The sequence below is a fragment of the Marivita sp. genome (genome assembly GCF_051859345.1).
Taxonomy (GTDB): Bacteria; Pseudomonadota; Alphaproteobacteria; order Rhodobacterales; family Rhodobacteraceae; genus Marivita.
In genome coordinates this window covers 13,516-38,812 of record NZ_JBHYFV010000022.1, presented here as the reverse complement: position 1 = coordinate 38,812, position 25,297 = coordinate 13,516, and the positions used below count along the sequence as shown (strand labels likewise).

General features: G+C 60.3%; 27 protein-coding genes and 1 tRNA gene. 10 read left to right on the top strand and 18 right to left on the bottom strand.

Going from position 1 to position 25,297, the window contains the following annotated elements; all coding sequences use genetic code 11:
- Positions 1-89 precede the first annotated feature (89 nt).
- Positions 90-1,379 (bottom strand): guanine deaminase, encoded by a 1,290-nt coding sequence (gene guaD, locus ACTIEN_RS14295; protein WP_439523824.1) that lies wholly within the window; start codon positions 1,377-1,379, stop codon positions 90-92.
- Positions 1,380-1,508: 129 nt separating this feature from the next.
- Here guaD and mgtE point away from each other — a divergent pair, with 129 nt between their 5' ends.
- A complete protein-coding gene (gene mgtE, locus ACTIEN_RS14290; RefSeq protein ID WP_439523823.1) occupies positions 1,509-2,894 on the top strand; it encodes a magnesium transporter in 1,386 nt (461 codons plus the stop codon).
- Positions 2,891-3,451: a 5-formyltetrahydrofolate cyclo-ligase gene (locus ACTIEN_RS14285; RefSeq protein ID WP_439523822.1), complete on the top strand. Its 561-nt coding sequence runs from the start codon at positions 2,891-2,893 to the stop codon at positions 3,449-3,451. The genes mgtE and ACTIEN_RS14285 overlap by 4 nt, the downstream gene beginning before the upstream one ends.
- Positions 3,452-3,475: 24 nt before the next feature.
- On the opposite strand, the gene ACTIEN_RS14280 is transcribed toward ACTIEN_RS14285, so the two are convergent.
- The 10 genes from ACTIEN_RS14280 to ACTIEN_RS14235 all read right to left on the bottom strand — a co-directional run bounded on the left by ACTIEN_RS14280 (position 3,476) and on the right by ACTIEN_RS14235 (position 10,982).
- Positions 3,476-4,054, bottom strand: a complete 579-nt coding sequence (locus ACTIEN_RS14280) for a hypothetical protein (RefSeq protein ID WP_439523821.1) — start codon at positions 4,052-4,054, stop codon at positions 3,476-3,478.
- A gap of 180 nt (positions 4,055-4,234) precedes the next feature.
- A complete protein-coding gene (locus ACTIEN_RS14275) occupies positions 4,235-4,609 on the bottom strand; it encodes an STAS/SEC14 domain-containing protein (protein WP_439523820.1) in 375 nt (124 codons plus the stop codon).
- Between the two features lie 72 nt (positions 4,610-4,681).
- Complete coding sequence (locus ACTIEN_RS14270; protein ID WP_439523819.1) at positions 4,682-5,188, bottom strand: GNAT family N-acetyltransferase; 507 nt, start codon at positions 5,186-5,188, stop codon at positions 4,682-4,684.
- A 103-nt stretch (positions 5,189-5,291) separates the two neighbouring features.
- Positions 5,292-6,254 (bottom strand): nuclear transport factor 2 family protein, encoded by a 963-nt coding sequence (locus ACTIEN_RS14265; protein ID WP_439523818.1) that lies wholly within the window; start codon positions 6,252-6,254, stop codon positions 5,292-5,294.
- A gap of 204 nt (positions 6,255-6,458) precedes the next feature.
- On the bottom strand, positions 6,459-7,217 hold the full coding sequence (locus ACTIEN_RS14260) for an SDR family NAD(P)-dependent oxidoreductase (protein WP_439523817.1): 759 nt from the start codon (positions 7,215-7,217) through the stop codon (positions 6,459-6,461).
- A 75-nt stretch (positions 7,218-7,292) separates the two neighbouring features.
- Positions 7,293-7,901, bottom strand: coding sequence for a hypothetical protein (locus ACTIEN_RS14255; RefSeq protein WP_439523816.1), 609 nt, complete (start codon positions 7,899-7,901; stop codon positions 7,293-7,295).
- 14 nt (positions 7,902-7,915) lie between these two features.
- Positions 7,916-8,344 carry a VOC family protein gene (locus ACTIEN_RS14250; RefSeq protein WP_439523815.1) on the bottom strand — a complete coding sequence of 143 codons (429 nt, stop codon included), beginning with the start codon at positions 8,342-8,344 and terminating at the stop codon, positions 7,916-7,918.
- 254 nt (positions 8,345-8,598) lie between these two features.
- A complete protein-coding gene (locus ACTIEN_RS14245) occupies positions 8,599-9,339 on the bottom strand; it encodes an alpha/beta hydrolase (protein ID WP_439523814.1) in 741 nt (246 codons plus the stop codon).
- Between the two features lie 70 nt (positions 9,340-9,409).
- Complete coding sequence (locus tag ACTIEN_RS14240; protein ID WP_439523813.1) at positions 9,410-10,657, bottom strand: MFS transporter; 1,248 nt, start codon at positions 10,655-10,657, stop codon at positions 9,410-9,412.
- 79 nt (positions 10,658-10,736) lie between these two features.
- Positions 10,737-10,982 carry a hypothetical protein gene (locus ACTIEN_RS14235; RefSeq protein ID WP_439523812.1) on the bottom strand — a complete coding sequence of 82 codons (246 nt, stop codon included), beginning with the start codon at positions 10,980-10,982 and terminating at the stop codon, positions 10,737-10,739.
- Between the two features lie 308 nt (positions 10,983-11,290).
- Between ACTIEN_RS14235 and thrS the strand changes: the two genes are divergently transcribed.
- The 6 genes from thrS to ygfZ all read left to right on the top strand — a co-directional run bounded on the left by thrS (position 11,291) and on the right by ygfZ (position 16,852).
- Positions 11,291-13,237 carry a threonine--tRNA ligase gene (thrS, locus tag ACTIEN_RS14230; protein WP_439523811.1) on the top strand — a complete coding sequence of 649 codons (1,947 nt, stop codon included), beginning with the start codon at positions 11,291-11,293 and terminating at the stop codon, positions 13,235-13,237.
- A gap of 234 nt (positions 13,238-13,471) precedes the next feature.
- A complete protein-coding gene (locus ACTIEN_RS14225) occupies positions 13,472-13,777 on the top strand; it encodes a BufA1 family periplasmic bufferin-type metallophore (RefSeq protein WP_439523810.1) in 306 nt (101 codons plus the stop codon).
- Positions 13,778-13,866: 89 nt separating this feature from the next.
- The gene (bufB, locus tag ACTIEN_RS14220) at positions 13,867-14,724 is read left to right on the top strand and encodes an MNIO family bufferin maturase (RefSeq protein ID WP_439523809.1); all 858 of its coding nucleotides are present in this window, start codon (positions 13,867-13,869) and stop codon (positions 14,722-14,724) included.
- Positions 14,721-15,455 carry an HvfC/BufC family peptide modification chaperone gene (locus ACTIEN_RS14215; protein WP_439523808.1) on the top strand — a complete coding sequence of 245 codons (735 nt, stop codon included), beginning with the start codon at positions 14,721-14,723 and terminating at the stop codon, positions 15,453-15,455. Before bufB ends, ACTIEN_RS14215 begins: the two co-directional genes overlap by 4 nt.
- Positions 15,456-15,483: 28 nt before the next feature.
- Positions 15,484-16,056 (top strand): DoxX family protein, encoded by a 573-nt coding sequence (locus tag ACTIEN_RS14210; protein ID WP_439523807.1) that lies wholly within the window; start codon positions 15,484-15,486, stop codon positions 16,054-16,056.
- 58 nt (positions 16,057-16,114) lie between these two features.
- Positions 16,115-16,852, top strand: a complete 738-nt coding sequence (gene ygfZ, locus ACTIEN_RS14205) for a CAF17-like 4Fe-4S cluster assembly/insertion protein YgfZ (RefSeq protein ID WP_439523806.1) — start codon at positions 16,115-16,117, stop codon at positions 16,850-16,852.
- Between the two features lie 351 nt (positions 16,853-17,203).
- On the opposite strand, the gene efp is transcribed toward ygfZ, so the two are convergent.
- A complete protein-coding gene (gene efp, locus ACTIEN_RS14200; RefSeq protein WP_439523805.1) occupies positions 17,204-17,767 on the bottom strand; it encodes an elongation factor P in 564 nt (187 codons plus the stop codon).
- A gap of 215 nt (positions 17,768-17,982) precedes the next feature.
- On the opposite strand from efp, the gene ACTIEN_RS14195 reads away from it, so the two are divergent.
- Positions 17,983-18,306 (top strand): DUF6280 family protein, encoded by a 324-nt coding sequence (locus ACTIEN_RS14195; RefSeq protein WP_439523804.1) that lies wholly within the window; start codon positions 17,983-17,985, stop codon positions 18,304-18,306.
- Positions 18,307-18,390: 84 nt separating this feature from the next.
- On the opposite strand, the gene ACTIEN_RS14190 is transcribed toward ACTIEN_RS14195, so the two are convergent.
- The 3 genes from ACTIEN_RS14190 to ACTIEN_RS14180 all read right to left on the bottom strand — a co-directional run bounded on the left by ACTIEN_RS14190 (position 18,391) and on the right by ACTIEN_RS14180 (position 21,790).
- Entirely contained in the window at positions 18,391-19,605 is a 1,215-nt protein-coding gene (locus ACTIEN_RS14190; RefSeq protein ID WP_439523803.1) for a hypothetical protein, read from the bottom strand.
- A 68-nt stretch (positions 19,606-19,673) separates the two neighbouring features.
- Positions 19,674-21,083, bottom strand: a complete 1,410-nt coding sequence (locus tag ACTIEN_RS14185) for a TolC family outer membrane protein (protein ID WP_439523802.1) — start codon at positions 21,081-21,083, stop codon at positions 19,674-19,676.
- Between the two features lie 53 nt (positions 21,084-21,136).
- The gene (locus ACTIEN_RS14180) at positions 21,137-21,790 is read right to left on the bottom strand and encodes a protein-L-isoaspartate O-methyltransferase family protein (RefSeq protein ID WP_439523801.1); all 654 of its coding nucleotides are present in this window, start codon (positions 21,788-21,790) and stop codon (positions 21,137-21,139) included.
- Positions 21,791-21,952: 162 nt separating this feature from the next.
- Between ACTIEN_RS14180 and ACTIEN_RS14175 the strand changes: the two genes are divergently transcribed.
- Positions 21,953-22,026 (top strand) — tRNA-Cys (locus ACTIEN_RS14175).
- A gap of 171 nt (positions 22,027-22,197) precedes the next feature.
- Here the strand turns inward: ACTIEN_RS14175 and ACTIEN_RS14170 are convergent.
- From ACTIEN_RS14170 to ACTIEN_RS14160, 3 genes are read right to left on the bottom strand one after another with little or no spacing between them, the layout of a single operon-like run.
- Positions 22,198-22,902 carry an ATP-binding cassette domain-containing protein gene (locus tag ACTIEN_RS14170; RefSeq protein WP_439523800.1) on the bottom strand — a complete coding sequence of 235 codons (705 nt, stop codon included), beginning with the start codon at positions 22,900-22,902 and terminating at the stop codon, positions 22,198-22,200.
- Between the two features lies 1 nt (position 22,903).
- The gene (locus tag ACTIEN_RS14165; RefSeq protein ID WP_439523799.1) at positions 22,904-24,076 is read right to left on the bottom strand and encodes an FtsX-like permease family protein; all 1,173 of its coding nucleotides are present in this window, start codon (positions 24,074-24,076) and stop codon (positions 22,904-22,906) included.
- Positions 24,073-25,296, bottom strand: a complete 1,224-nt coding sequence (locus ACTIEN_RS14160) for an HlyD family efflux transporter periplasmic adaptor subunit (protein ID WP_439523798.1) — start codon at positions 25,294-25,296, stop codon at positions 24,073-24,075. The genes ACTIEN_RS14165 and ACTIEN_RS14160 overlap by 4 nt, the downstream gene beginning before the upstream one ends.
- Position 25,297: the final 1 nt, after the last annotated feature.

Sequence of the window (25,297 nt, the reverse complement as noted above, 5' to 3'; positions counted from 1 at the left end):
GCCTACCTAAGGTTCGCGCGAAGCCTGTGATTTCCGAATCAAGACCTTTGCAATATTGCAAAAGACCTCTTCCTCCGCTCGACTGACAGTCACCCCAACCGCTCCCCCATCACCCAAACCCCCGACACGGCGCGGTCATCGCCCATCATGATTGTCGGGAACACCGCCTCCCAGATGTCCGCTGCGCGGGTGCTGCGTTGCGCGATGGCAGGTGTTGATCCCAGATCCAGCGTGATAAAATCCGCCTCCGCCCCCGGTGCCAACGTCCCCACGCGGTCGGCGAGTCCCAAGGACCGGGCCGAGCCTTCGGTCGCCAGCCACAGCAAAGCCGACGGATGCAGCGCCACGCCGCGCAATTGCGAAACCTCGTAGGCCGCCGCCATCGTGCGCAGCATCGAAAACGACGACCCGCCGCCGGTATCGGTGGCCAACCCGACGCGCTGCCCCTCACCCACCAGCCCCGCCATGTCGAACAGCCCCGACCCGATGAAGGTGTTGGAGGTTGGGCAATGGATCAACGCCGCGCCGACCTCGCGCAGGCGGTCGCGTTCGCGGGGTTCCAGATGGATGGCGTGGCCGTAAAGGCCGTTTGCGCCCAAGAGACCATGCGCCTCGTAGGTGTCGAGGTAATCGCGCGCCTGCGGATACAGCCCGCGAACCCAGGTGATTTCGTCGATCTGTTCGCTCAGATGGGTCTGCATCAGACAATCCGGGTGGTCGGCCCAAAGCGCGCCCAGCGCCGACAACTGCTCCGGCGTCGACGTCGGCGAAAAGCGCGGCGTGATCACGTAGGACGCCCTGCCCTGCCCGTGCCATGCCTCCAGCAGCGCCTTGCTGTCGTCATAGGCGCTTTGCGCACTGTCCAGCAGACCGTCAGGCGCATTGCGGTCCATGCAGGTCTTGCCCCCCAGAATCCGCATTCCCCGCGCCGCTGCCGCTGTGAAATAGGCGTCCACGCTTTCCGGGTGGATGGTGCAATAGCTGCACATCGTCGTGGTGCCGTTCGCCAAAGCGATATCCAGATACCGTCCGGCGATATCTTGCGCATACTCCGCATCACCAAACCGCATTTCTTCTGGGAAGGTATATGCGTTCAGCCAGTCGATCAGCCGCTTGCCCCAGCTCGCGATCATGGCGGTTTGCGGATAGTGGACATGCGCGTCGATGAAGCCCGGCAGGATCAGCGCGTCATCGTGATCTTCGACATCCGCGCGCGGATAGGCACGCCGCACATCGTCAGCGGATCCGCGGGCCAGAACGGTCCCGTCCTGCACGGCAATCGCGCCCCGTGTATTGTGGATGGCGCTTTGCGGCCCCAGGACCATTGGATCGCCCTCGAACCAGAGCGTCTGGCCGAGATGAAGTGTGATGTCTGACATGCGGCGACCTTTTTGACCTGGACCAGATGAACCTATCTCTTCGTCATGTGTTGGTAAATTGCGCGCTTGCCCTGTCGAATCCCGAGCCGATTGCGTAAAGGTGACGCAGGCAAAGGAGCAAGGGGCAAGATGAGCGAAGATCAAACCATCGAGGCAGACGGCGCAGATGACGCTTACAGCCTAGGCCGCAAGGCTGTTGCCCAAATTCTCTATGCCGTCGATCTGGATGATCGGGATCAGCTTGTCGCGCTGATGGAGCCTTTGCACCCGGCGGACATTGCGGACCTTCTGGAGCAGGTCAATGCGTTCGACCGGATGCGTCTGATCAAGCTCTACGGCAAGGAATTTGACGGCGACATCCTGTCGGAACTTGATGAATCGATCCGCGAAGAAGTCATCAACATCCTCTCGCCCGAAGTTCTGGCCGACGCGGTCCGCGAGCTTGACAGCGATGACGTGGTTGACCTTCTCGAAGACCTTGAACAAGGCCAGCAGGACGCCATCCTCGAGGTTCTGGAAGACAGCGACCGGGTCGCGGTACAGCAATCGCTGACCTTCCCGGAATACTCTGCCGGCCGCCTGATGCAGCGCGAGGTGGTGATGGCCCCCGAGCACTGGAATGTCGGTGAAGCGATTGATTACCTGCGCAATTCCGATGATCTACCGGAACAGTTCTATCACATCATCCTTGTCGATCCGCGCCTGCGTCCGGTCGGCAACGTGACGCTGGGCAAGCTGATGGCGTCGCGCCGCGAGGTGCTGCTGCAATCGCTGGTGTCGGACACGTTCCATGTTATCCCGGTCATGCAATACGAAGGCGACGTGGCGTATGCGTTCAACCAGTACCACCTGATCTCGGCCCCCGTGGTCGACGAAAACGAACGTCTGGTCGGGGTCATCACCATCGACGACGCGATGGCCGTGCTGGACGAGGAACACGAGGAAGACGTGCTGCGTCTTGCCGGTGTGGACAGCGAAAGCTCTCTTTCGGACAGGGTGCGCGAAACCACCAAGCGGCGTTTCCCGTGGCTGTTGGTGAACCTGATCACCTCGATCCTTGCCAGCCTCGTGATTGCCCAGTTCGAGGACGCCATCGCAACCATCGTGGCGCTGGCGGTGCTCATGCCGATCGTGGCCTCCATGGGGGGCAATGCCGGGACGCAATCGCTGACCGTTGCGGTGCGCGCCCTGGCGACCAAGGATTTGACCGGATCGAACGTCTGGCGGGTGATCCGGCGCGAGGTGCTGGTGGGCACCATCAACGGCATCGCGTTTGCGGTGATCATGGGAATCGTCGGTTATATCTGGTTCGGGTCGATGGCGCTTGGCGGTGTGATCGCAGCAGCCATGGTCATCAACCTTGTTGTCGCAGGTCTGGCGGGCACGGGCATTCCGATTGTGCTTGAGAAGATGGGCGTTGATCCGGCGCTGGCGTCGGGGGCGTTTGTGACAACCGTGACCGATGTGGTGGGCTTCTTTGCCTTCCTCGGTCTGGCCGTTGTGGTGCTGTTGTGACGCTGGACGAGCGCAAGGCGGCGGCGCGCAAGGCCGCCTTTGCCCGGCGCAAACTGGCCCATGAGGCGGGCCATCGTGGCGCGGCGGGGTATCTGAGCGAGGTTCTGGCAGGCTATCGTGGCGTTCCGCTATCGGGTTACATGCCCATGCGCACCGAAATAGACCCCCTGCCCGCCATGGCCGAAGCTGCGGCACACGGGCTTGTCTGTGTGCCGGTGATCCGCGCCAAGGCACAGCCGCTGGTCTTTTCGCAATGGGAACCGGACTGCGCACTGATCGACGGACCCTTCGGTGCCTCGGTCCCGGCGGTCGAGCAATTGATCACGCCCGAAGTGCTGATCGTGCCGTTGGTGGCTTTTTCCCGGACCGGTGGCAGACTGGGCTATGGCGGCGGGTTCTATGATCGCACGCTGCAAAGGCTGCGCGCCCAGCGCCCGACCCTCGCCATCGGTTTCGCCTTCGCTGCGCAGGAAGACAACGACCTGCCGCTCGAACCGACGGATCAGCCGTTGGACATGATTGTGACCGAACGTGACGTGATCGACATCGCTCGGTAGGGTCTTCCCAATCGCCGACGCGACCTAACCGGATCGCAACAGGATCAGCGAAGAATTCCCGATTGCCGCGGCGATGTTCGTGTAGGCGAGCTTGCTGCGTTGTGACCGTTCTGAAGCGCGCAGAAGCTGTGTCTCTGCCTCTTCCACAATGGCCACAGCTGCAGAGCGTGCTGCCGCTTGGCGCTCGGGGGCCACCGGGATCACGACGCGGCTGGTCCGGCCGGAGGGTGCGCTGCTGTTGTTCAGGCGGATCACTGCCGGGCGCCTGGTAGCGGAGGCATTGTCACGCGCAACGCGGTTCATCTCGCTGGCTGCACCGCTGATGATACTCCGCGCCTCCCAAAATTCCTGCGTTTGTGGAAGTCTGTCCGCAAGCCAGTCGAAATAATCCGCGACACAATCAACCGTATAGGCCGGGTCAGGGATATTGCCGCACAAACGTTGCGCGCCGGTGGTGAACCCACGCACGACGTCATTGATGTCTGACGGGGACGCTCTTCTTGTGTTGTTCTCTGTGGCGTAGCCTTGGGTATGTCCCGGAGTGCCAAAGGTCAGGACTCCTGCCAGAAGGACCAACGCGCACAGGGCAAGAATTCGGGTCACAGGGATGTCCTTTTCCGATTCTTGGTGAAAATTCTGTCTCCTTTCGTCATAGGTCGCAATATGGCTGTTGATCAACCATCTTGAACGCATCAGTTGTGGTTTGACCATGCGGGGCGCGGAAACGCCCTGCATTTGACCGTATGCCAAATGCGACCCCTGTCACCTCGCGCGTCGAACCGCTCAGGCGGGTGCGTTGGCCAGCCAGGCCTCGGCTTCGTCCTTTTCGGAAAGTTCAAAGCCCTTTATGTCGATGCCGGGAAACAGCGCGCCCTCGATCTCGGCTGCGGTTCTGATCCAGGACGCGTCACACAGAACGGCGCAGCGGTCGAACCGGCCCAAAAGGCCAAACATCTTGGGAAGTCGCGCCATCTCGACGGCCATTGCCCCTAGTTCGGGAAACGCAAACGACGTGATTGTGTACAGCATCTTCCCCTCGTTCACATCCTGAGACATGTCGAGCAGGTCATCCAGACCCTTGGCCATTTCCTCGGAATCAACTTTCCCGGACAGGTCGATATCAACCCGGTTTGGTTCTGGTTTGGTGATTGTCAGCATGGTCCCCTCCTTTGCTGGATCATGAGTCCACTCCAAAAAAGGTAAACACTCCATGACCCAAATCAATTGAGGTCACAGCAATCGCGACATGAATACCGCCGGAAACAGAATTCCGGGGCGCAATGGGATCTCGATCTCGCCTTGTGCCTCAAAACCCATCGCTTCGTAAAACGAAACGGCTGTGCGGGTGCTTTGGCACTGCAATTGGGACATGCCGGACGCACGGGCGTGCAAGATGATGTGCTCCAACAATCTGCGTGCGATACCTTCGCGGGTGCGACGATGATCGGTGACGACGTGACGGATATGCCCGATTCCCCGCACCCCCGGTTTTCCCCCCGGCGCCTGCATCGTCCAACCACCGGCACCGACAATCTCGGGGCCGTCGCACATGACATAGAAGGTGCCCGAAGCGATCAGCGCCGGTTGCGCCTGTGAAATCAGAGGAACAGCCGTGACAAGGATGGAAGGTGGATAATCGGGCTTGAGAAGAACCGGATAGCTTTGCCCGAACAAACGATCCAGCGCATCCCTGTCCGAGGGTTCGGCCGCGCGCAGTGTAAGCGTGTTTCCAGACATGGCATCCCTCCGCATCCCAGATAAAATGGTAATCTAGCACATCGGCAAGACCGCTCCAGTAGCCAAGGATGCTTGGTTACGCATGTCTTGCGACGGGATCGTGTCAGCCCTGATGAGCCAGAATTTGCATCCAGATCGCGGTTTCATCGTAAAGCGTCCATTCCCGTCGCAATCCGCGTGGGCCGAACTCGGCATGGGAAATCCCCATGACATGAACCTCGGCACCTGTCGGTGCGCCAAACGCGCCCCAGCCGTCATGTTTGCCGGTCAGCGACCAGCGGATCGCGGCGCGTGGCGGCATGTTGACCTCTTCCATGCCGATCTGATGGTGAATGTCGAACATGGCCGACGGAAACGACGACCGAAGACCAAGCCAGACCGCATCGACGCCAGCAGTGCCATGCACGGTTTGACCGCCGGGATAGTCGGCCTGAACAGCGCGATCATACTGATCTGGAATGACCGAAAATTCGCCCTCCATGATCCGGGTCAGAAGCGCCCCAAAGGCCGCGCCCCACTGATTGTCATTGCCCTTGCCCGTATACGGCCCCTGCACGTCGATTGTCGGGCGGAACGGCTGGGTGCCGGGATCAAGCGCAACGATCCGGTCGCGCACCCAGTCCTTCACGTCATAGCCCAACTGGCGGACGATCGCGCCAGTGTCGCGGATCAACCATTCGTCGCTGATCCTGTTGTTCTTGGCATAACTATCCGCCAGCGCCCGCAGCGTGATCCTGCGTCTGGTGGCTGGCCCGAACGGACCGTCGTTCACATGGGTCGCGGTTGACAGGATACGGTGCGAGGACAGCATTCCGACCTCTGGCGTGCCGGACCAGATCACATCTTCTCCCAAAAGCTGACAGTCCGGGAATTCGTGACAGGTCGCCATCATCGCCGCCGTCTTCGCAGGCTCGCCGAACGTGATCCCGCCGGGGCTTCGCACGATCACTTCGGGGTGGTAATACGCTTTCATCCGCGCCCCAAACCCGCGATCCTCCCAAATCTCTTTGGTGATCCCGAGGATATACTCGGGGAAATCGGTGAATCGGTTGTCGAACCCTCTCATTGCAAGCCTTTCGGTTTGCGGGCCGATCCGCGCAGGATCAGTGCCCGTCGATTCCAGTCACCCCGGCTTGCGCGGATTTGTCTTCGATTTGGTTAACAAGTGCGCTGATGGGTGCCCGGACAAGTCACAAATGTGACCTGCGCCACTCTGTTTGTGGTCTTCGCTTGGTCGATCCGAATCCCGGCAACCGCGTCCCGTGCCGTGTCATCCGGCGGTCCATCCACCATCAACAAGGATCGACGTCCCGGTCACCAGCGCACTGGCATCAGAGGCCAGAAACAGGCAGGCGCCCATGATGTCCTCGACCCGCCCCACACGCGGCAGCTTGATCTTGCTGTCGATCCAGGCCCGTTGCTCGGGATCGTCAAACGTCGGCTTGGTCAATTCGGTCAGGATGAAGGTCGGGCAGATCGTGTTGACGCGGATATTTTCCGGCCCCCATTCCATGGCCATCGCCTTGGTCATGCCTTCGACGGCATGTTTGGTTGCGCAATAGACCGACCGATCAATGGCGCCGACATGACCCATCTGGCTGCTGATTTGTATGATCGACCCGCCGCGACCGATCATCTGTTTCGCTGCGGTCTGCGCCAGGAAATAGGCGGCGCGGATGTTGATGGCGCTCACCGCATCAAAGTCGTCGGGCGTGGTCAATAGCGCCGGGCTGTGGCGCGCCGATCCTGCCGAATTCACCAGAATGTCGATTGGCCCAAACACGTCAAACGCGTCGCGCACGGCGTCAAGATCGGTCACGTCGAGCAATTGCGCCTCGGTGCTGAACCCGGCCTGAGCCATTTCGTTGACCGCCGCCTGCACCTCGGTCGCGCCGCGCGCGGCAACGATCACATGCGCCCCTGCTTCGGCCAGCGCCACGGCACATCCAAACCCGATCCCACGCGATCCGCCGACCACCACGGCACGCTTTCCATCCAATCGAAAAGGCGGCGTTCTGGGCAGGTTCACAAGCGCGCTCCTCAACTTGCATAGGCGTGTAGCGGTCACGCTAGTTTCGGTGGCAAGCCCTGTCCAGACCCGGTGTCAGGGATAGGCGATGCCCCGAAAGGGTGGGAAATCGACATAGCGTGCAGCGCGGGTGTCCAGCGGCTCTGACGGCGGCAAGCCAGCGCGGACCAGCGTCCCTTTGGGAGCGATATAGCTGTCGATCCGACGCTGCGGGTCAGGCCGCCAGGACAGGTTGAAGGCACAAAGCCTGGGAAAGAACCACGCTTCGGCAAACGGCAGATGATCGTAAAGCCACCACGCCAGATCGCGCCAGTCGCGCCCCTGATCGTACTGATCCGCAAACCATGGAATGACGATGCTGGCCCCCGCCACCGCGACATCCGGCCGATCCCAGATGTGGCATTCCAGCGGATAATCGTTGCGTGCGCAATTCAGCCCGTTCTCATTTCCAAAACTGTTGAGCGCGGCAGAGCGAAACCCAGAGCGGACCGCAATCCGGCCAAAGGTTTCCTCCAGCGGGTCGAGCAGCGTTTCGCACAGAGCCTGTCCCCGCGCGATGGCAAGGTCAGGATGATCCGGAATGTTCTGAATCCGGTGAATGTTGCCAATTTCCGAGAACAGGAAATCCCGCATGAAGAAATGTCGCGACAGGCGCACGCGGCCAAGCGTCTCAAGGCCCCGCATGCTGTGCGGTCGTCTCAATACCCGGTCCAGCGGAAGGCACTGTCGCCTTCACGCAAGGTCGAAAACGGGTTATGCGCCACTTCCCAGATATGACCTTCCGGGTCGCTGAAATAACCGTGATACCCGCCCCAGAACACCTCTTGCGGCGCTTTCAGCACGGTTCCGCCTGCCGCTTCGACACGTCCGATGACGTCATCCACCCCGGCCCGGTCCCGCGCATTGTACCCCAGCGTCATCGCGCCGCGCCCAAGTTGGGCAACATCAATCCCGATATCGTCAGCCAGCTTGTCCAGCGGATAAAGACCTAGCGTCTGACCCAGCAGATCATAGGCGATCACGCCGTCCTGCGCCTCGACGCGTACCCAGCCCAGCGCATCAAGAAACGCCGCCGCTCTCTCCATGTCGCGCACGCCCAGCGTGATCAGCGATATCCTCTGCTCCATGACAGCTCCTTTTCCGGACAAGCCCACCCATATCAGCGTGGGCATAGAGGGGACGCAGGTCAACGAAAACCCCGGTTTCGCACATCAGCCCGGTCCCCAATAGCCACAGATCCCCGTCTGGCGAAAGTGTTTCCGTTAACGGAAACACACGATGCGTTCACGGATCGTCGCTCCCCCGGATCAAATGTCCGGCGGCAACATGCTGTGGCATCGGCCTCTCGGGTGGTCTTGGACAGGGTTGCAACACCATCACCTCAGCCCATCACATCAAGGATCGAATCCTCGATCTGGCGCAGGTTCTGTGGCTCCGAAAACCTGTGATCCGCCCTTTTGACAAGCGTCAACTGCACATCCGGCCCCTCGATATGATCAAGCAGGCGCAACGCGGTTTCGCGGGTGACAGCATTGTCTTCGGTGCCTTGCAGCAGGCGCACCGGGTAGGGCATGTGCAGTGGTGAGCGAAGTACAAGGTTCTCGCGCCCGTCTTCGATCAGGCGGCGGGTGACGATATAGGGGTCGCCGTACTCTGACGGCAGCGCGACCTGCCCGTCCTCCATGACCTGACGCCGCTCTTGGTCCGAGAACCCGGCCCAGAACCCGTCCTCGGTGAAATCGGGCGCGGCGGCGATGCCGACGAATCCAACCACATGCGCCAAGCGTTGCGTCATCAGCGACGCGATCCAGCCGCCCATGGACGAGCCAACCAGGACCACGGGGCCGTCGGTGGTGGCTTCGATCACCGCTTGCGCATCGCGCGCCCAGTCTCCGATGCAGCCCTCTTCGAACACACCGCCCGAGGCGCCATGCCCCGAATAGTCGAACCGCAAAAAAGCGCGACCATGGAGCTTGGCCCAAGCCTCAAGATGCACCGCCTTGGTGCCGTCCATGTCGGATTTGTAGCCCGACAGGAACACGATGGTCGGGCCTTCGCCTTCGGTCCTGGCATAGGCCAACCGGTGCCCGTTCGGTCCGTCGATATGGTGTATCTCTGTCATGCCTGCCTCCATTCCGGTTCGCCGCGAACTTTACGCAAAGCGCGCCGGAACCCAAGAGGTGACTGCTGGTCTAGCCGTTTTCGACCTCGTCAAGCCGCAGCGCCAGCACGCCGCCGATCAGGGACAGCACGGCAAACCCGACCAAAGACACAACCGGCCCCGCCAGGGCCAGCAACCCACCGACCGCCCCGGTCACCAGCAACAGAACCCCAATCGCCGTGTTGGCCAACGCGGCATATGACGACCGGGCATTCTCGGGGGACATATCGACAAGATAGACCGACCGCGCCGACCGCACGCCCTGATAGGACAGCATGAAAAAGAACAGGATCACCGGGATCACCCAAGCGGTTGTCGCCCAGCCCGTCAGTTCGGCCAGCACCGCCAGCGTGGCAAACCCCGTCGCCAGCAGGCCCGACAGGAACAGCACCTTGCGTGACGACACGTCAGACAGCCGCCCCCACACATACGACCCCGCAAACGCCGCCGCAGCAGAGGCCAAGAGCAGGGCACCCAGCCCTTGCAACGCCGATTGCCCACCACCCAGAAGCACGAAATACGGCGGCGCCAGCGCTGTCACGGTCAACAAGCCGCGCACCGCGATGAACAGGCGGAACTGACCGTCTTCCTTCAACGGCGTCAGGTCGACCGACGTGTCCGCAGTTTCCGTCGATGCCTTTTCCTCAAGCCGCGAAAACAGGGTGGCCGCCGCGATCCACAACCCTGCGGCAAGGGCGATGGCAACGATCACGGGCGTCACGTCGCGCAACAGGCCAGAGATCAGCAACCCCGCAAAGACCAGCACGGCAATCGACGCTGTGGACCCGGCAACCCCGGTCACGGCACCTCTGCGGGTTTTTTGTACCGTCTTGCCCAGAAGATCCTTGTAGCTGACAGAACAGGCCGCCCGCGACAGCGCCAGAACCGCCAATGCGCCACACAGCGCGGCACCGGCGGCGACACCTTCCATCGTCAGGGCGATCACCACGATGGCACATGCGGCGATGCCCTGCCCCGCCGATCCAAGAACCCAGGCCCATTTGCGATGCGCCATAGACTGCACCCAGCCGGCAAGCGCGATCTGCGGCAACAGCGCTCCGGCCTCGCGGATTGGAACCAGAAGCCCGGTCATCGCAGCAGGCGCACCAAGTGTGCCGGCCAGCCAACTGAGAACAAGCTTGGGGTCGATCAGCCCATCGGCCACTTTCGTCATCGACAGGCTAACCATGTGACGCACGCCGTTGCGCGCCTCACGGTCACGAACCTCTCCGTCCGCGTCTGTCAGGACTTCATAGCTGTCGGTGATCTGGCTCTGCATGCGCGCTCCTGGGTCAAACCCTTGGTAAACGCCAGCGTGCCGAGGTTGGTTCCGCGCGCATCGCAGCGCGCGGTAAGGTTCACCCGCCGATATAGGCGCCGGATTTCGGGCGGAAGAAATTCTTCTGATTGTGCAGACGCCCCAGAAGATCATTGATCTGCTTCATCGACGCATCGACAGAGCGCGTGTTTTCACAAGGGTGCAGCGGGTCCGCATCCTGCTGGATCACCGCCGTGTTCAGCGACCGCTTGGTTGTGCGCAGCGCGTCCTCGATCAGCTCCATATCCTCGACAGTCAGATCGAATTTCGTGTTGTAACCGGGCATTGCCTGCTCTCCCGTGTCGAATGACGTTCAAAGCTTCCAATAGTGGAATGTCGTTATACATATCAATTACGTCGTTTTCGTCCATAACGAAAGCAAAGTTTAACCCATTGTTTATAAACGACTTCCAATAATACATTGGTATACCGCGCAAGAATCTTTCGCGCCCAACCTCAAAAGGGCCGACTCACCCGGTCGTTTCCGACCCGCCCTGTCTTGACGCGCCGCCGCCCCCCTGCCAAAACCCGCGCGACGTATATAACCCGCAACCGGGCGTTCCGTGGGCGCCAAACTGACGAGGAGCATGGCCAATGAGCCAGATTTCCCTGACCTTTCCCGATGGTACTGCACGCGACTTCGAACAGGGTGTAACCCCTGCCGACGTCGCCGAAAGCATTTCCAAATCGCTGGCCAAGAAAGCCATTTCCGCCACCGTCAACGGCGCGCATTGGGATCTGCAATGGCCGATCCCGGCTGACAGCAGCATCGCCGTCAATACCATGCAGGACGACGCCCCGGCGCTTGAACTGATCCGGCATGACCTGGCGCATATCATGGCGCGCGCGGTGCAGGAACTGTACCCGGATGTCAAAGTCACCATCGGACCGGTGCGGGACAATGGCTGGTTCTACGATTTCGACCGGCAAGAGCCGTTTACACCCGAAGATCTGGGTGCCATCGAAAAGCGGATGAAAGACATCATCAACGCCCGCGACGCGGTGCGCACCGAACTCTGGACCCGCGACAAGGTGCGCCAGCACTACACCGACAACAACGAGCCTTATAAGGTCGAGATCCTTGACCGGATTCCCGAAGGTGAAGACATCCGCATGTATTGGCACGGCGACTGGATGGACCTGTGCCGTGGCCCGCATCTTCAGCACACCGGACAGGTGCCTGCGGATGCGTTCAAACTGATGAACGTCTCGGCCGCCTATTTCCTTGGCGACAACACCCGTCCGATGCTGCAACGCATCTACGGTGTGGCGTTCAAGAACCGCGATGACCTGAAGCAATATCTGAATTTCCTCGAAGAGGCCGAAAAGCGCGATCATCGCAAGCTGGGCCGCGAGATGAACCTCTTTCACATGCAGGAAGAGGCCCCCGGTCAGGTGTTCTGGCACCCCAATGGCTGGCGCATCTATACCCTCTTGCAGGATTACATGCGCCGTCGCCAGACGCGTGGCGGCTATGTCGAGGTGAACACCCCGCAGGTGGTGGATCGCAAGCTGTGGGAAGCCTCGGGTCACTGGGAAAAGTACCAGGACCACATGTTCATCGTCGAAGTGGATGAAGATCATGCGCGGGAAAAAGCGGTCAATGCGCTCAAACCGATGAATTGTCCCTGTCACGTCCAGATTTTTAATCAGGGGTTAAAGTCTTACCGCGATCTTCCGTTGCGTATGGCCGAATTCGGGTCGTGCAACAGATATGAACCTTCCGGGGCCCTGCACGGCATCATGCGCGTGCGCGGGTTTACCCAGGATGATGCTCATATTTTCTGTAGAGAGGACCAGATCGAAGATGAAACCAAACGCTTTATCGACTTTCTGTCAGAAATTTACATCGACCTCGGATTTTCGGACTTCAAGGTCAAGTTCTCTGATCGCCCAGACACCCGCGCCGGATCTGACGAGGTCTGGGACAAATCCGAAGCAGCCCTCAAGGCCGCCACGATTGCCGCAGGTTGCGAGTTCGAGCTGAACCCCGGCGAAGGCGCTTTCTACGGACCCAAGCTTGAATTTGTGCTGACCGATGCGATTGGCCGGGACTGGCAATGCGGCACCTTGCAGGTCGATTTCGTTCTGCCCGAACGGCTGGACGCAACCTATATCGGACAGGACGGCGCGCGCCACCGTCCGGTGATGCTGCACCGGGCAACCCTTGGGTCATTCGAACGCTTCATCGGTATCCTGATCGAGGAACACGCGGGCAAACTGCCCTTCTGGCTGGCCCCGCGTCAGGTGGTTGTGGCGTCGATCGTGTCCGAGGCGGATGAGTATGTACGCGAGGTGGTGGATGCCCTGACCAAGGCCGGTGTGCGGGCCGAGGCGGACATTCGCAACGAAAAGATCAACTACAAGGTCCGCGAACACTCGGTCGGAAAGGTGCCGGTGATCCTTGCCATCGGCCACCGCGAGGTTGAGGACAGAACCGTCACCGTGCGACGGCTGGGTGAGAAGCAAACCTCTGTAACATCCCTGACCGAGGTCGTGAGCAGCCTGTCCAAAGACGCCACACCGCCGGATCTTCTGTAACATTCCAGGACTGGAAACTTTCAAAAAGGCCTCGTATTATTACGGGGCTTTTTCTATTTTACTGAAAACAAACGATAATAATACGCCCAAAACCTCACCAACCATAACGCACGCGTGAAACACACCGCCGTGAATAGCGCGACAGCCTGTCGCGGGGCATTGTTGAGATGTCGACGATGCAGACGCAGCGCCGAGCGAATTTGAAAATCTAGATCAACCAAAAGGACCAATCACATGTCGAGAGCCATCAAAACCGTCGCACTCGTGGGCGCTGTTGCCGCAAGCCTTGCCGCGCACACCACAACCGCATCGGCCCAAGCAAAAGAGAAATGCTTTGGCGTGTCCCTTGCAGGTCAGAACGACTGCGCCGCAGGTCCGGGCACAACATGCGCGGGCACATCCACCGTTGACTACCAGGGCAATGCGTGGACGCTGGTCGACGCAGGCACTTGCGCCGAAATCGAACTGCCGACAATGGCAGACGGGTCGGAGCGCATGGGTGCGCTTGAAGAGCTCGAGCGCGACCTGCCACAAGGTTGAGGGATCGGGGCGGCCGGGCAGAGACCCGGTGTGCCCATCCAAAATACGCAGGTCGGGCCAGAGCCCGGCCTGCACCAGAGGACACGACCATGCCTGACGCCACACATGCCTTTCCATATCTTCCCGCCCGTCCCGGTGTCGGTTACAAGGCCCAGCACTTCACCGACATTCTCAACGATCCCAGTCCGGTGGGTTGGCTGGAAATCCATGCCGAAAACTACATGGGCGATGGTGGGCGCCCGCTGGCACAATTGCGCGTTCTGGCAGAACGCTTTCCCATTTCGGTGCACGGTGTCGGCCTTTCCATAGGCGGTGAAGGTCGGCTTGATCCCGACCACCTTGCGCGGCTGAAACACCTATGTGACTGGCTTGACCCCGCCAGCTTTTCCGAGCATCTGGCCTGGTCCACCCATGACAGCCATTTCCTGAACGACCTGCTGCCCCTGCCCTACACAAGCGCGACCCTGACCCGCGTTACCGATCACATCGACGAGGTGCAAAGCCTGTTGGGCCGCCGGATGCTGCTGGAAAACCCCTCCTCTTATCTGGCCTTTGCCGAGAGCACTTATTCCGAGACAGATTTCCTGGCCGAGATCGCGCGCCGCACCGGCTGTGGCCTGCTGCTTGATGTGAACAACGTGTTCGTGTCTGCAACCAATCTCGACTATTCGCCGCAAGAGTATATCGACGCCTACCCGCTTGACGCTGTTGGAGAAATCCACCTTGGCGGTCATGACGAGGACGAAGATGACTTTGGTTCGCCCCTGCTGATCGACAGCCACGGGCGCGAGGTCGTGGACCCGGTTTGGGCCTTGCTTGATTACACGCTGGCGCGATCCGGACCAAAGCCGCTGCTGGTCGAATGGGATACCGATGTCCCCGGCTGGCCAGTGCTGGCGGACGAGGCGCGGCGCGCAGAATCTGCGCTGCACCGCGTGTCGGCATGATCACCCAGACAACCTTTTTCGGCGGTTTGCTGAACCCTGCACATCCGGTTCCCGATGGCCTGACCGATGGCCAAAGCCGACCCGCCGGACGCCGCTACGGAGTCTACCGCAACAACGTCACGGTGTCCTTGCGCGACGCGCTGGCCGAAGGGTTTCCGTCGATTGTCGGGCTCATTGGTCGTGAGAACTTTGACCATGTGGCGCGCGCATTCTTGCGCCAGACCCCGCCAAGTTCGCCATTGATGATGCATTATGGTGCTGAATTTCCGTCCTTTCTTCAAGGTGTCGAACAGCTTGCCCATCTTCCGTATCTGGCCGATGTGGCCCGGATCGACGTCGCCATGCGGCAAAGCTATCACGCCGCAGACAGCACCGGGATTGACCCGTCAGCCCTGCAGGCGCTGGACGAAGACATGCTTCTTTCCACGGTTTTTGATTTTGCACCGTCGATGATCCTGCTGCGGTCGCACTGGCCCATCGGCGCGATCTGGCACTATACGCTGCGCGGCGGGGGCAAACCCGCTGGCACGGCGGAAGATGTCCTGATCCTGCGCGCCGAATTTGATCCCGAGCCCGTTGTTCTGGGCACCGGTGCGGCGGATGTCCTGATCGCGCTGCAAGACAGAACGCCGTTTGGCAAAGCCATCGACGCGGCAGATGAAGCCTTTGATCTGGCTGCGTTTCTGAACCTTCTATTATCCCGCAACGCCATCACGGCTTTGACACATTAACCAGAATTCAATCAGAAAGACCGCCCCTATGGATCGTATTGCTTTCCTTCACTCGTCCGTCTTTTCAGCCATTGAACGGTCGATGGACGGGCTTGTCCCTTTGCTGGCGCGCTTCGTCTTTGCCGCAACGCTGCTGATGTATTTCTGGTCCTCGGCCATGACCAAACTGGGTGACGGGATCATGGGCGTCTTCATCCCGTCGACGGGAGCCTATGCGCAGATCTTTCCCAAGCAAATGGAAGCGGTGGTCTATGACGTTTCGCAGCTTGGCCTCTTTCACTGGGCGGTTGTGGTGGCGGGCACATGGGCTGAATTCATCCTGCCGCTGCTGATCGTGATCGGGTTGTTCACCCGGCTGGCCGCACTGGGGATGATCGGGTTCGTGGTCGTGCAATCCCTGACTGACCTTTACGGTCACGGCGGACTTGCCCATGTCGAAACGCTTGGCGCGTGGTTTGACAGGGTGCCGGACAGCGTGATCCTTGATCAACGCGCGTTCTGGATGCTGATCCTTGTCACGCTGGTGATCAAGGGCGCCGGCGCGGTGTCGATTGATCGCATCCTGTCGCGCCAGATCCTTGGGGCACCGGCAACGGCCTGACCCCTTGCACACGGGAACATCACCGTTATCTCTGACGGGAACACAGTCAGGGGGCGACATGCCAAATCGAACGGTTTTCAGGATCAGCGGCGCAGAAGCACAGGATTTCCTGCAAGGGCTTGTGACCAATGATGTGACCAAGCTGGACAAGGGTCTGGTCTATGCCGCGATGCTGACACCACAGGGCAAGTACCGCGCGGATTTCTTTCTGGTGCCTGCGGGTGACGCCATCCTGCTGGACGTTGCAACACCGTTGGCGGCGGAGCTGAAACAGGCGCTGACGATGTACAAGCTGCGCTCCAAGGTCGAGATCGAAGAAACCGATATCGCGGTGAGCCGTGGGCTGGGCGATGTGCCGGACGGTGCCTTTGCCGATCCGCGTGATCCCAGCCTTGGCTGGCGCGGCTATGACGGGCAACTCGGCGATGACAACGTCGATTGGGACACGCTGCGCGTGGCGGCGGTTGTGCCGGAAAGCGGTGTGGAGTTGACGCCGGACAGCTTTATCCTCGAAATGGGATTCGAGCGGCTGAACGGTGTCGATTTTCGCAAGGGATGTTTCGTCGGCCAGGAGGTCGTCGCGCGGATGAAGCACAAGACCGAACTGCGCAAAGGACTGGCACAGGTCGTGGTCGAGGGCAGCCCGCCGGTGGGATCAGAGATTGTCGCGGGGAAAAAGGCCGCCGGGACGCTGTTCACGCAGGCCGAGGGTCGCGGCCTGGCCTATCTGCGCTTTGACCGCGCCAGTGACGACATGCGCGCCGAAGATGCCGTAGTGCGTTTCAAGCCCGCGTAGATCCACGCCCAAAACCCCGCACGGGTGTGTCCCGGCAGGGGTTTGGTTTGTATTGGTCCCGACTGAGACCGAAAGAGTGGAAGCGGCGCCGCCCCGAAGGTCGACAGCTCTGTCCTTGTGGCGGGGTCTCCCCCGCGACCATGAGGCTGCCAAAGCCCCGGAAAGATCGATCTCGGTTGGTCAACGCGTTGCCGCGTCACGCCGATGAGATGTCTGTCGCGGCATGGGAGTGACCCTTCCCGCTCGGTGCGCACCGTGGGACGGGGTATGGCGCATCAAAGGTTAATTGCGCGGAAATCGGGCGTTCGGAGACAAGCGCATTTGCACGCGCCTGTCGCTGGTTGCGTTAACTTACGCGCGCTCGGAATATTCCATCGTTTCGGTGTTCACCACGATCAACTCGTCCTGACCGACGAAGGGCGGCACCATCACCTTGACCCCGTTGTCGAGGATCGCGGGTTTGAAGCTGTTGGCGGCGGTCTGGCCTTTGACGACCGGTTCCGTCTCGTCGATCTTGCAGGTCACTTTCTGCGGCAGGGTCGCGTTCAGCGCCTCGGCTTCGTGGAATTCCACCAGAATGGTCATGCCGTCCTGAAGGAACGGCCGGCGTTCGCCAAGAATGTCGGCAGGCAGTTCGACCTGGTCATAGGTTTCGGTGTCCATGAACACGAGCATACCGTCGGTTTCATAGAGAAACTGCATGTCTTTCTGTTCAAGCCGGACGCGTTCGACCTTGTCGGCGGACCGGAAGCGTTCGTTGAGTTTGGAGCCGTTGCGCAGGTTCTTCATCTCCACTTGTGCAAATGCGCCACCCTTGCCGGGTTTCACATGGTCGACCTTCACAGCGGCCCAGAGACCACCGTTATGCTCCAGTACGTTACCGGGGCGGATTTCGTTACCGTTGATTTTGGGCATGGCAAAACTTTGTTAAAAGGTTGATCGAACTTTGGCTGCCCCTATATCTGGGTGATGATACGCTGTCCAGACAACCATATTTCGTATATTCGATCCGGCAAGCCATGCAGCTTTTGCATAAAAGGTATGCAAAACTAGGGTATCCGAATCGTCTGGAATGCGCCATAACGAGCTTCACGCCGGAAAACACAAGAGCAATAATCACAGGACGGATCATGAAAGATTTCGTTGACGGTACCGCCTTCAACGCAGAGCAAGGTAATCGCGCACGCAAGCTGTTCGCTGCCGTGGTTCTTGCCGCTTTGGATGACGCGATCGCAGATGACAAGAAGTATGGTAACGGACCAGAGCAGATTGCGCGTTGGGCGCGGTCTCGTGACGGTCGCGAAGTCCTGAGCTGCGCCGGGATCGACCCAAACGAGCGGGTTGTTACCGGACTGATGGACTTTGTAGGCAAAGGTGTTCGGACCTCGGTTGCGCTGTCGCGCGAAGAGAGCGAGCGTCGCAATGCTGCTGCCCAACAGGCAGAAGCCGCTTAACCAACTGACCAACAACCAGAAAACGCGCCCTCAGTGGGCGCGTTTTCTGTTGTCTTGGCTGGGTGGATGTCAGGTCGTCGGCGGTCAGTCGAATTCCTGCGAGATGAGCATGCGGTGAATCTCGCGACGGACCAACTTGCGTACATTGCGCGTGATCCGTTCACCAAGCGCACCCTGAAGCTCTTGCCGCACGATATCGCCGACCAGTTCCCGCAGAATCTCTTCATCAATTTCAAGCTGTGCAGCCTGCCCCGTATCCACAGAGGGCAGCGTTTCTTCTTCTGGCTCTGCGTCCTCGACAGGGTGCGGCACCTGGGCCTGCGGCCAGGCATTTTCAGCATGCAACACATTCGATCCCGACGGCGCTTCGTCCTCTTCTTCCACCTCGACGAACGGCGCGACATCGGGCCATGTCATGGGCTCTGATGTGGCTGCGAGGTCGTCAGCATCCGGGCGATCCCGCTCTTCCTCGAATTCCTGGCTGTCACGCGCGACCAGGCGACCCAATGCCGCAACCTTGTCTTCAAGCGTTTGAGGGGGTGCAGGTGGTTCAGCAAGCGTCGGTTCGGGGTCCACGACCGCCATCACCGACGCCTCTTGGTGTATGTCTTCTTGTGCGGCGCTGTCCCGGTCGTCTTCGGCATCGCCCGCGTATGATGCAGGCAGATCTTCGGCTGCGTGATCGACCTCGATGTCTTCCAAATCGCCTTCAGGGGAAGCGTCTTCGGGCACGAGCGCTACAGTGTCATGATCGGACTCAAAGTCAGCCCAATCAAAATCTTCGTCATCGTCGGGAATGATCCCAGCCTGATCTTCGAGGCTTTGTTGCCCCGCGTCCGTATCGTCGGCCTTGTCAACGTCAACGCCAAGTGCAGCGGCCACTTCCTTTTCGATCAGGCGATCAAGATTACCGCGCGGCGACGTGTTTTCTTCTGCCTTTTCAGGAGTCTGCTCGGGGCGCGCGTTTTCGGTCACCTTCGTCTCGACGCTGTCGATATCCGGAAACGCGCCTTCTACGTCACCGAAATCGGCAAGACGGGCATCGCGAGGAATGTCGTCAATGGGCATGCCACCCGTGGGGTTCGGCGCACGATTGACAGGTTGAGTCAAAAGAACCGGTTCGGCAGAGGGTCTTGGCGCAGGCGCGTCGTCTTTCACCCGTTGCGCCGGGGTCAGGACAAGCCGCTCTGGTTTTTCCGGTTTGCGCGTCCGAGGTGCCGTGCGCGAATCTTCCGCCACGAGCTTGCGAATAGACGACAGAACGTCCTCAATTTCCACGTTTGTCACAGGATCAGACATGGTTCACCACTGCTACCTCGATGTCAGAGTAGCTTGGCGGCGCGCAACGCACAACAGATCCGCAAAAACTAGTTCTTTCCTAGTGACTTGAGAACACGGTCAAGCTGTTTGCCCTGCTCGCTTTTGCGAATGGGGGCATCCTTCACAAGGTTGTAGTAGCTGACGGGGTCGTATTGCTGCACGTTCAGACGCAGATCCGCTGCCGTCAGACGCCCCAGCGTGGACAAGACGCTATACGCCGCGATGCTTTGATCAACCTCCGCCGAAATCCGGGCAGATCGCGCATTCAGCAGTTCTTGCTCGGCGTTCAGAACGTCCAACGTGGTCCGCGCGCCAAGTGCTGCTTCTTCGCGCACACCCCGGAAGGCGACGGTCGCCGCACGAACCTGACGATCCGACGATTCCAGACCCGCCTGCGCGATTCGCAGCTGCGCGTAGGCGTTGCCGACATTCTGCGACACCTGGTCGATTGCCTGAAGCAACTGTCCGCGTGACGAATCACGATTTGCCATCGCCTGTCGGACCAGCGACGTCAGTCGTCCACCCTGATAGATAGGGCCACCCGCTTCGACACCGATGGACCCACCACGCGTGAACCGCTCCGTTTCAAAGTCTTCCGTCACCGACAGACGTCCTGCCAACCGCACCGACGGTTTCATGGCCGCTTCGGCCCGCAGGATGTTCAGTTCGGATGCGGCGACTTGATGCTGCACCGATTTGACCTGCGGATGTTCCCGCACCGCAATCGACTTGGCAGCATCAACGGAATTCGGCAATTCCGGAAGGCCACGCAAAGGCTCCAGCGTTCCGGGCAGACGCCCGACGATGGCAAGATACTCTTCGCGCGCAATGGTCAGCGCCCCTTGTGCCGCGGCCAACTGGCTGCGGGCGGCGGCAAGACGTGCTTCGGCAAGCGCTGTATCCGTGCGGGTCACTTCACCCACTTCGAATCGCTCACGGGCGGCGCGCAGTTCCTGCGTGATCAGACGGACGTTGTTTTCCCGCAGCGCCACGTTCTCAAGCGCGCGACCCACTTCGAGAAAAGCTTCCACAGCGGACAGGATAACCTGCTGCTCCACCGAAACAAGCTGCTGGCGGGTGCCAAGCACCGCCTCTTTTGCAGTCTCGATCGCCAGTCGGCTTTGACCATTGTCGAACAGGGTCAGTTCGGCAATCAGGCTGGCAGACACCGTGTTGGAAACCGTGTCGACGATCAGGTTGCCGGTAGACGCGCTGCGTGAGGTTCCGAACTGGCGGGTTGCATCTGCCGACCAGGAAATAACGGGCCGAAGGGCCGCAGCGGCCTGCGCGACGTCTTCATCCGCAGCACGCAGGACCGCGCGGTTCTGTTCCAGGAGACCGCTGGTGTTATACGCACCGATCATGGCGTCGGCCAGCGTTTCGGCCTTGGCCATCTGCACGCTGAACGTGAGACCCAGCGCAACTGCGATTGCAGTCAGTTTCGTGCGTTTCGCCATTCCTGCTGTCCCCCAAAGACCTGTTCTTTTTTATCTGTTTCGGTGCCCGGATCTTACAACGCGAAGGCTGTTTCTTTCTCAAATCCCGGCAGCACGGGTGCGGATGCGTTGAACGCAAAGCGCCACGTCATGTCACCATCAATCTTGTAGCCGATTCTGGCAACGCCCAGAGCGCCTTCCATGAAGACACAGCCGATCCGGCCACCTTCCTTGAGCTGGTCTATCAGGGCATCGGGCACCTGTTCGACGCTGCCCTGTATGAGAATCGCATCGTAGGGCCCGTGCTGCGCTGCACCTTCTGTCAGCGGCCCGGTATGGACCGCGACATTGTCCGCGCCCTGATCCGACAGGATGCCCTGCGCCTCGCCCGCGAGTGTCTCATCCTCTTCGACAGCGATCACGGCTTCCGCCATACACGCCACAACTGCCGAGGAATAACCGTAGCCTGCCCCGATATCGAGCACCAGCTCATCGCCTTTGATATTCAACGAATCCAGTAACTTGGCCAATGTGCGCGGTTCAAGAACCACCCGCCCCGGCGCAATCACCACGTTTTCGCTGATATAGGCCGCCTCGACCTGTTCGCGCGGCACATAAAGCTCTCGCCGCACCGACAGCATCGCATCGATAATCGGAAACTTGGTCACATCGGAGGGACGCACCTGCGTATCGACCATCATGGTCCGTCGGCCAGCAAAGTCTGTCATGGGCTAAACTCATCCGTTCAGTTCGCTGTTGGACTTCTGCCATAGCTGACAGATTTCAGCAATGCGCAGAACGCGCGAAATACTGCCACATCATGTGACGCGATGCACACCCGATATCCGCTTGACGCGCCCAGCCCAACCGCCTAATCAAAACGCCACTCTGGCGAGTTGGCGGAGTGGTGACGCAGCGGATTGCAAATCCGTGTACACCGGTTCGATTCCGGTACTCGCCTCCATTTGACCTCGGTGGGTTAGTGGGTAGCCCGAAGGGTCTGAAATAACGTGCCGGGGCGAGGTATTGACGACATCGGCGGTCAGGCTGTGTGACGGGACGGTTCGGTCCCGTTGGTGTGCGCCACTGCGGACTTATTCCCACATCAGCGACAAGACATCAGCCAGATGTGTGCTCAGGTGTTGGTCTGGCGATCCCCCACGATACGTCCGTCTTCGAGCGTGACGATCCGGTCGGCCTGGTCGAGGACGCGGTTGTCGTGGGTGACCATGACCGTGGTGGTCCCGCGTTCGCGGCCCAGACGTTTGATCAGGTCCACGACATTGGCGCCACTTTCGCGGTCGAGGGCGGCGGTGGGTTCGTCGGCGAAGATGACATCGGGATTCCCGACCAGTGCGCGGGCCACGGCGACACGTTGTTTCTGGCCGCCTGACAGGTTTGCGGGCAGATAATCAAGGCGGTCGCCCAGACCCACCAAGTGCAGGACGTGGCTGGCGGCGGTATCGGCTTGATCCGCAGGCAAATTGCCATGCACCTGCAGGCCCATCACGACATTCTGCCGCGCGGTCAGACTGTTGTGGAGGTTGTGCGCTTGAAACACAAAGCCCAGTCTGCGCCGCAATGTGGTGAGCAGCGCGCCGTTGGCGCCATGCAATTCATGCCCGAGCAACTGCACAGAGCCGTCCTGCACTTCGCGCAGGCATCCCAGAAGCGTCAGCAAAGTGGTCTTGCCCGACCCTGACGGACCCATCAGAACGGTCAGGCTCCCGCGTTTGACCTTTAGGGTAACGTCGAAAAGCGCCTGTTTCCTGGCCTCGCCGGTTCCGAACCAATGGTTCAGGTCATGCGCCGCAATGGGGGGATCGCTGTCAGGCGGCATCTCAGAACAAATCCGCCGGATCGGCGCCGGCCAGACGGCGGGTCGCGATTGCCCCCGAAAGCGCACAGGCCACAACCGTTCCCACAAACACCGCTGCCGCCATTCCGAGTGTCATCTGCAAGGGCAAGGTCGTGGCGAGAGCCATAGCTTTGAGAATCCCGGTTCCGACGATAAGTCCCGGCAGAAAGCCAAGAATCCCGAGGATCAGCGCCTCTTCCAGCACGATGCCAAGAAAGAACGGGTGGCCATACCCCATTGCCTTGAAAGTCGCGTATTCGCGCATGTGATCCGAGACATCCGTCGACAACACCTGATAGACAATGACGATCCCCACCAGAATGCCGATGATGACACCAAAGCCAAAGATGATGCCGGTGGGACGCTTGGTTTGCTGGTATGTCAGGTCTTCTTGGGCGGCGGTTGCATACTTTCTGATCCGCAGGGTCTTGTCCGAAATGAGTTCCCGCAATCGGGTCGCGACCTGATCCGCGTCCACTCCCGGGCGCGTTTGCAGCAGGATATGATCAGGAGCCGCGGACGTGCGGCCGCCAAACAGCGTCAGGTATGTCTGGTCCGACACCATCATGTAGCCGTCACCGCCAAAACCGCCGCCACCGGCGAAGGTATCGTACAGCGTCAGCGTCTTGCCGGAGACTTCAAAGGAAAGCGGCGTCTGGGGGCGGATCGACGCGGCCTCCTCACGCGGCAGTCCCCGGCTGAACCGATCCAGAAGGCCGGACCCCTGAAGTTGCAGGACAGAGCTTTTGGCGGCGATATCGGGTGACAGGAACCGCGCTTGCGTCGGGTCGATCCCGTAAGTGGTCAGGCCCAGGGATTTTTCGCCGCGCTGCCAGGAGACGTTGCCGATAAAAAGCCCCATGCCCGCATCGACATCCGGGTCCGCCAGCGCCTGCAACAGCCATTGGCGGGCGACGTTTCCCCCTTCGGTCATGGAATTCGCATCCCCCGCCGAGATCATGATGTCAGCCGAGAAAAAACCGTAGGGCTTGAGTGTCGCCGTGGCCATCGAGTTCATGATGCCAAGCTGCACAAAGACCAGAACATTCGCAAAGGCGACCCCTGCAAGGGCTGCGGCAAACCTTGGGCGGCTGTGCGTCAGTTGCAGCCAGCCGATCGGCAGACGCCCGAGAAGGGCATGCAAGAAACCGGTCATGGGCGCACGGATCCATGAGTGTCGATGCGGGCGATCACTTCGAGATTGGTAAACCGCGAGGCAATCCGCGATGACGCCTCATCCAGTTCGACCATCACGCGGATCACCCGTGCATCGGTGTTGGCTGCGGTGTCGTCAGACATCAGACCCTGGCGGCCCACGGTCAGGCCGATGAATTCGACCTGTCCCTGAAACGTCTGCCCCAACGCGGTAGAGACAAGCTCCACAGGTTGACCCTTCTGGACCTGAACAATGCGGTCCTGATAGATTTCGACCTCGGCCATCATCTGGTCGGTGTTGCCCATTTCAAGGATACCTTCAGCCGGTGGTCGCTGACCGGGTGTGGCGTGGATGTTGAGCACGGTGCCGGTGATCGGGGCGAAAACATCGGCGCGCGCCAGATCACGTCTGGCACGCGTCAGGTCTGCCTGTACCGCATCCAGGTTGCGCGCCGCAACAATGACATCCGGCTGTTCCTCGACCTCAACGGCGGCGAAGCGTGCCAGCGTCGCCTCGGCCTTTGTCACAGCCAAGGCGGCCTGCTGTTCGGCCGCGATGACGGCATCCAGCGTGGCGCGCGTGGTCACTCCGCGTTCAAAAAGCGATTGGGACCGTTCCTGCTCTGTCTTGGCTTCTGCCGCGGCGCTGCTCGCCTGATCAAGCGCGGCCTGCGCCTCGTCCCGGCTGTTTTGCACGGCGACCTGCGTTTGCATCAGGGTCGCTTCGCGGATCGCAACGGCGGCTTCTGCCTGAAGCACCGCGCTTTGCAGGACATCGTGATTGTCGAGCCGGGCCACGGCTGTACCCTTGTCCAACCTGTCCCCCTCGGCGACCAGTATTTCGGCGACCCGCGCATCGCCGGCACCGAAGGGCGCAGCAACAATCGACACATCGCCACGCGGCAACAGTCGGGCCAACCCGATCACATCGGTGACACGCATCGTTTCGACCATATCCTGTGGGAGTTCGATCTCGGGCGGCAAGGCGATCGGAGAGACAGAACCGCCCCCCGGTTGAAGACCTGTCACCGCGTAGAATTTTTGCAGACCCGGCGGTTGAAAATACATGCCGATGACGGCCCCGGAGAACAGGAAGACCGGAATCAGGAGGACCAGAAGATAGCGTTTGCGAAACCAGCGGCGCGACGGGGGATGACCCTTGTGCTCTGAGCCATGGTCTATGATCTCAAGCGGCAGATCCCTGTCCGGTTGGTCGTTCATG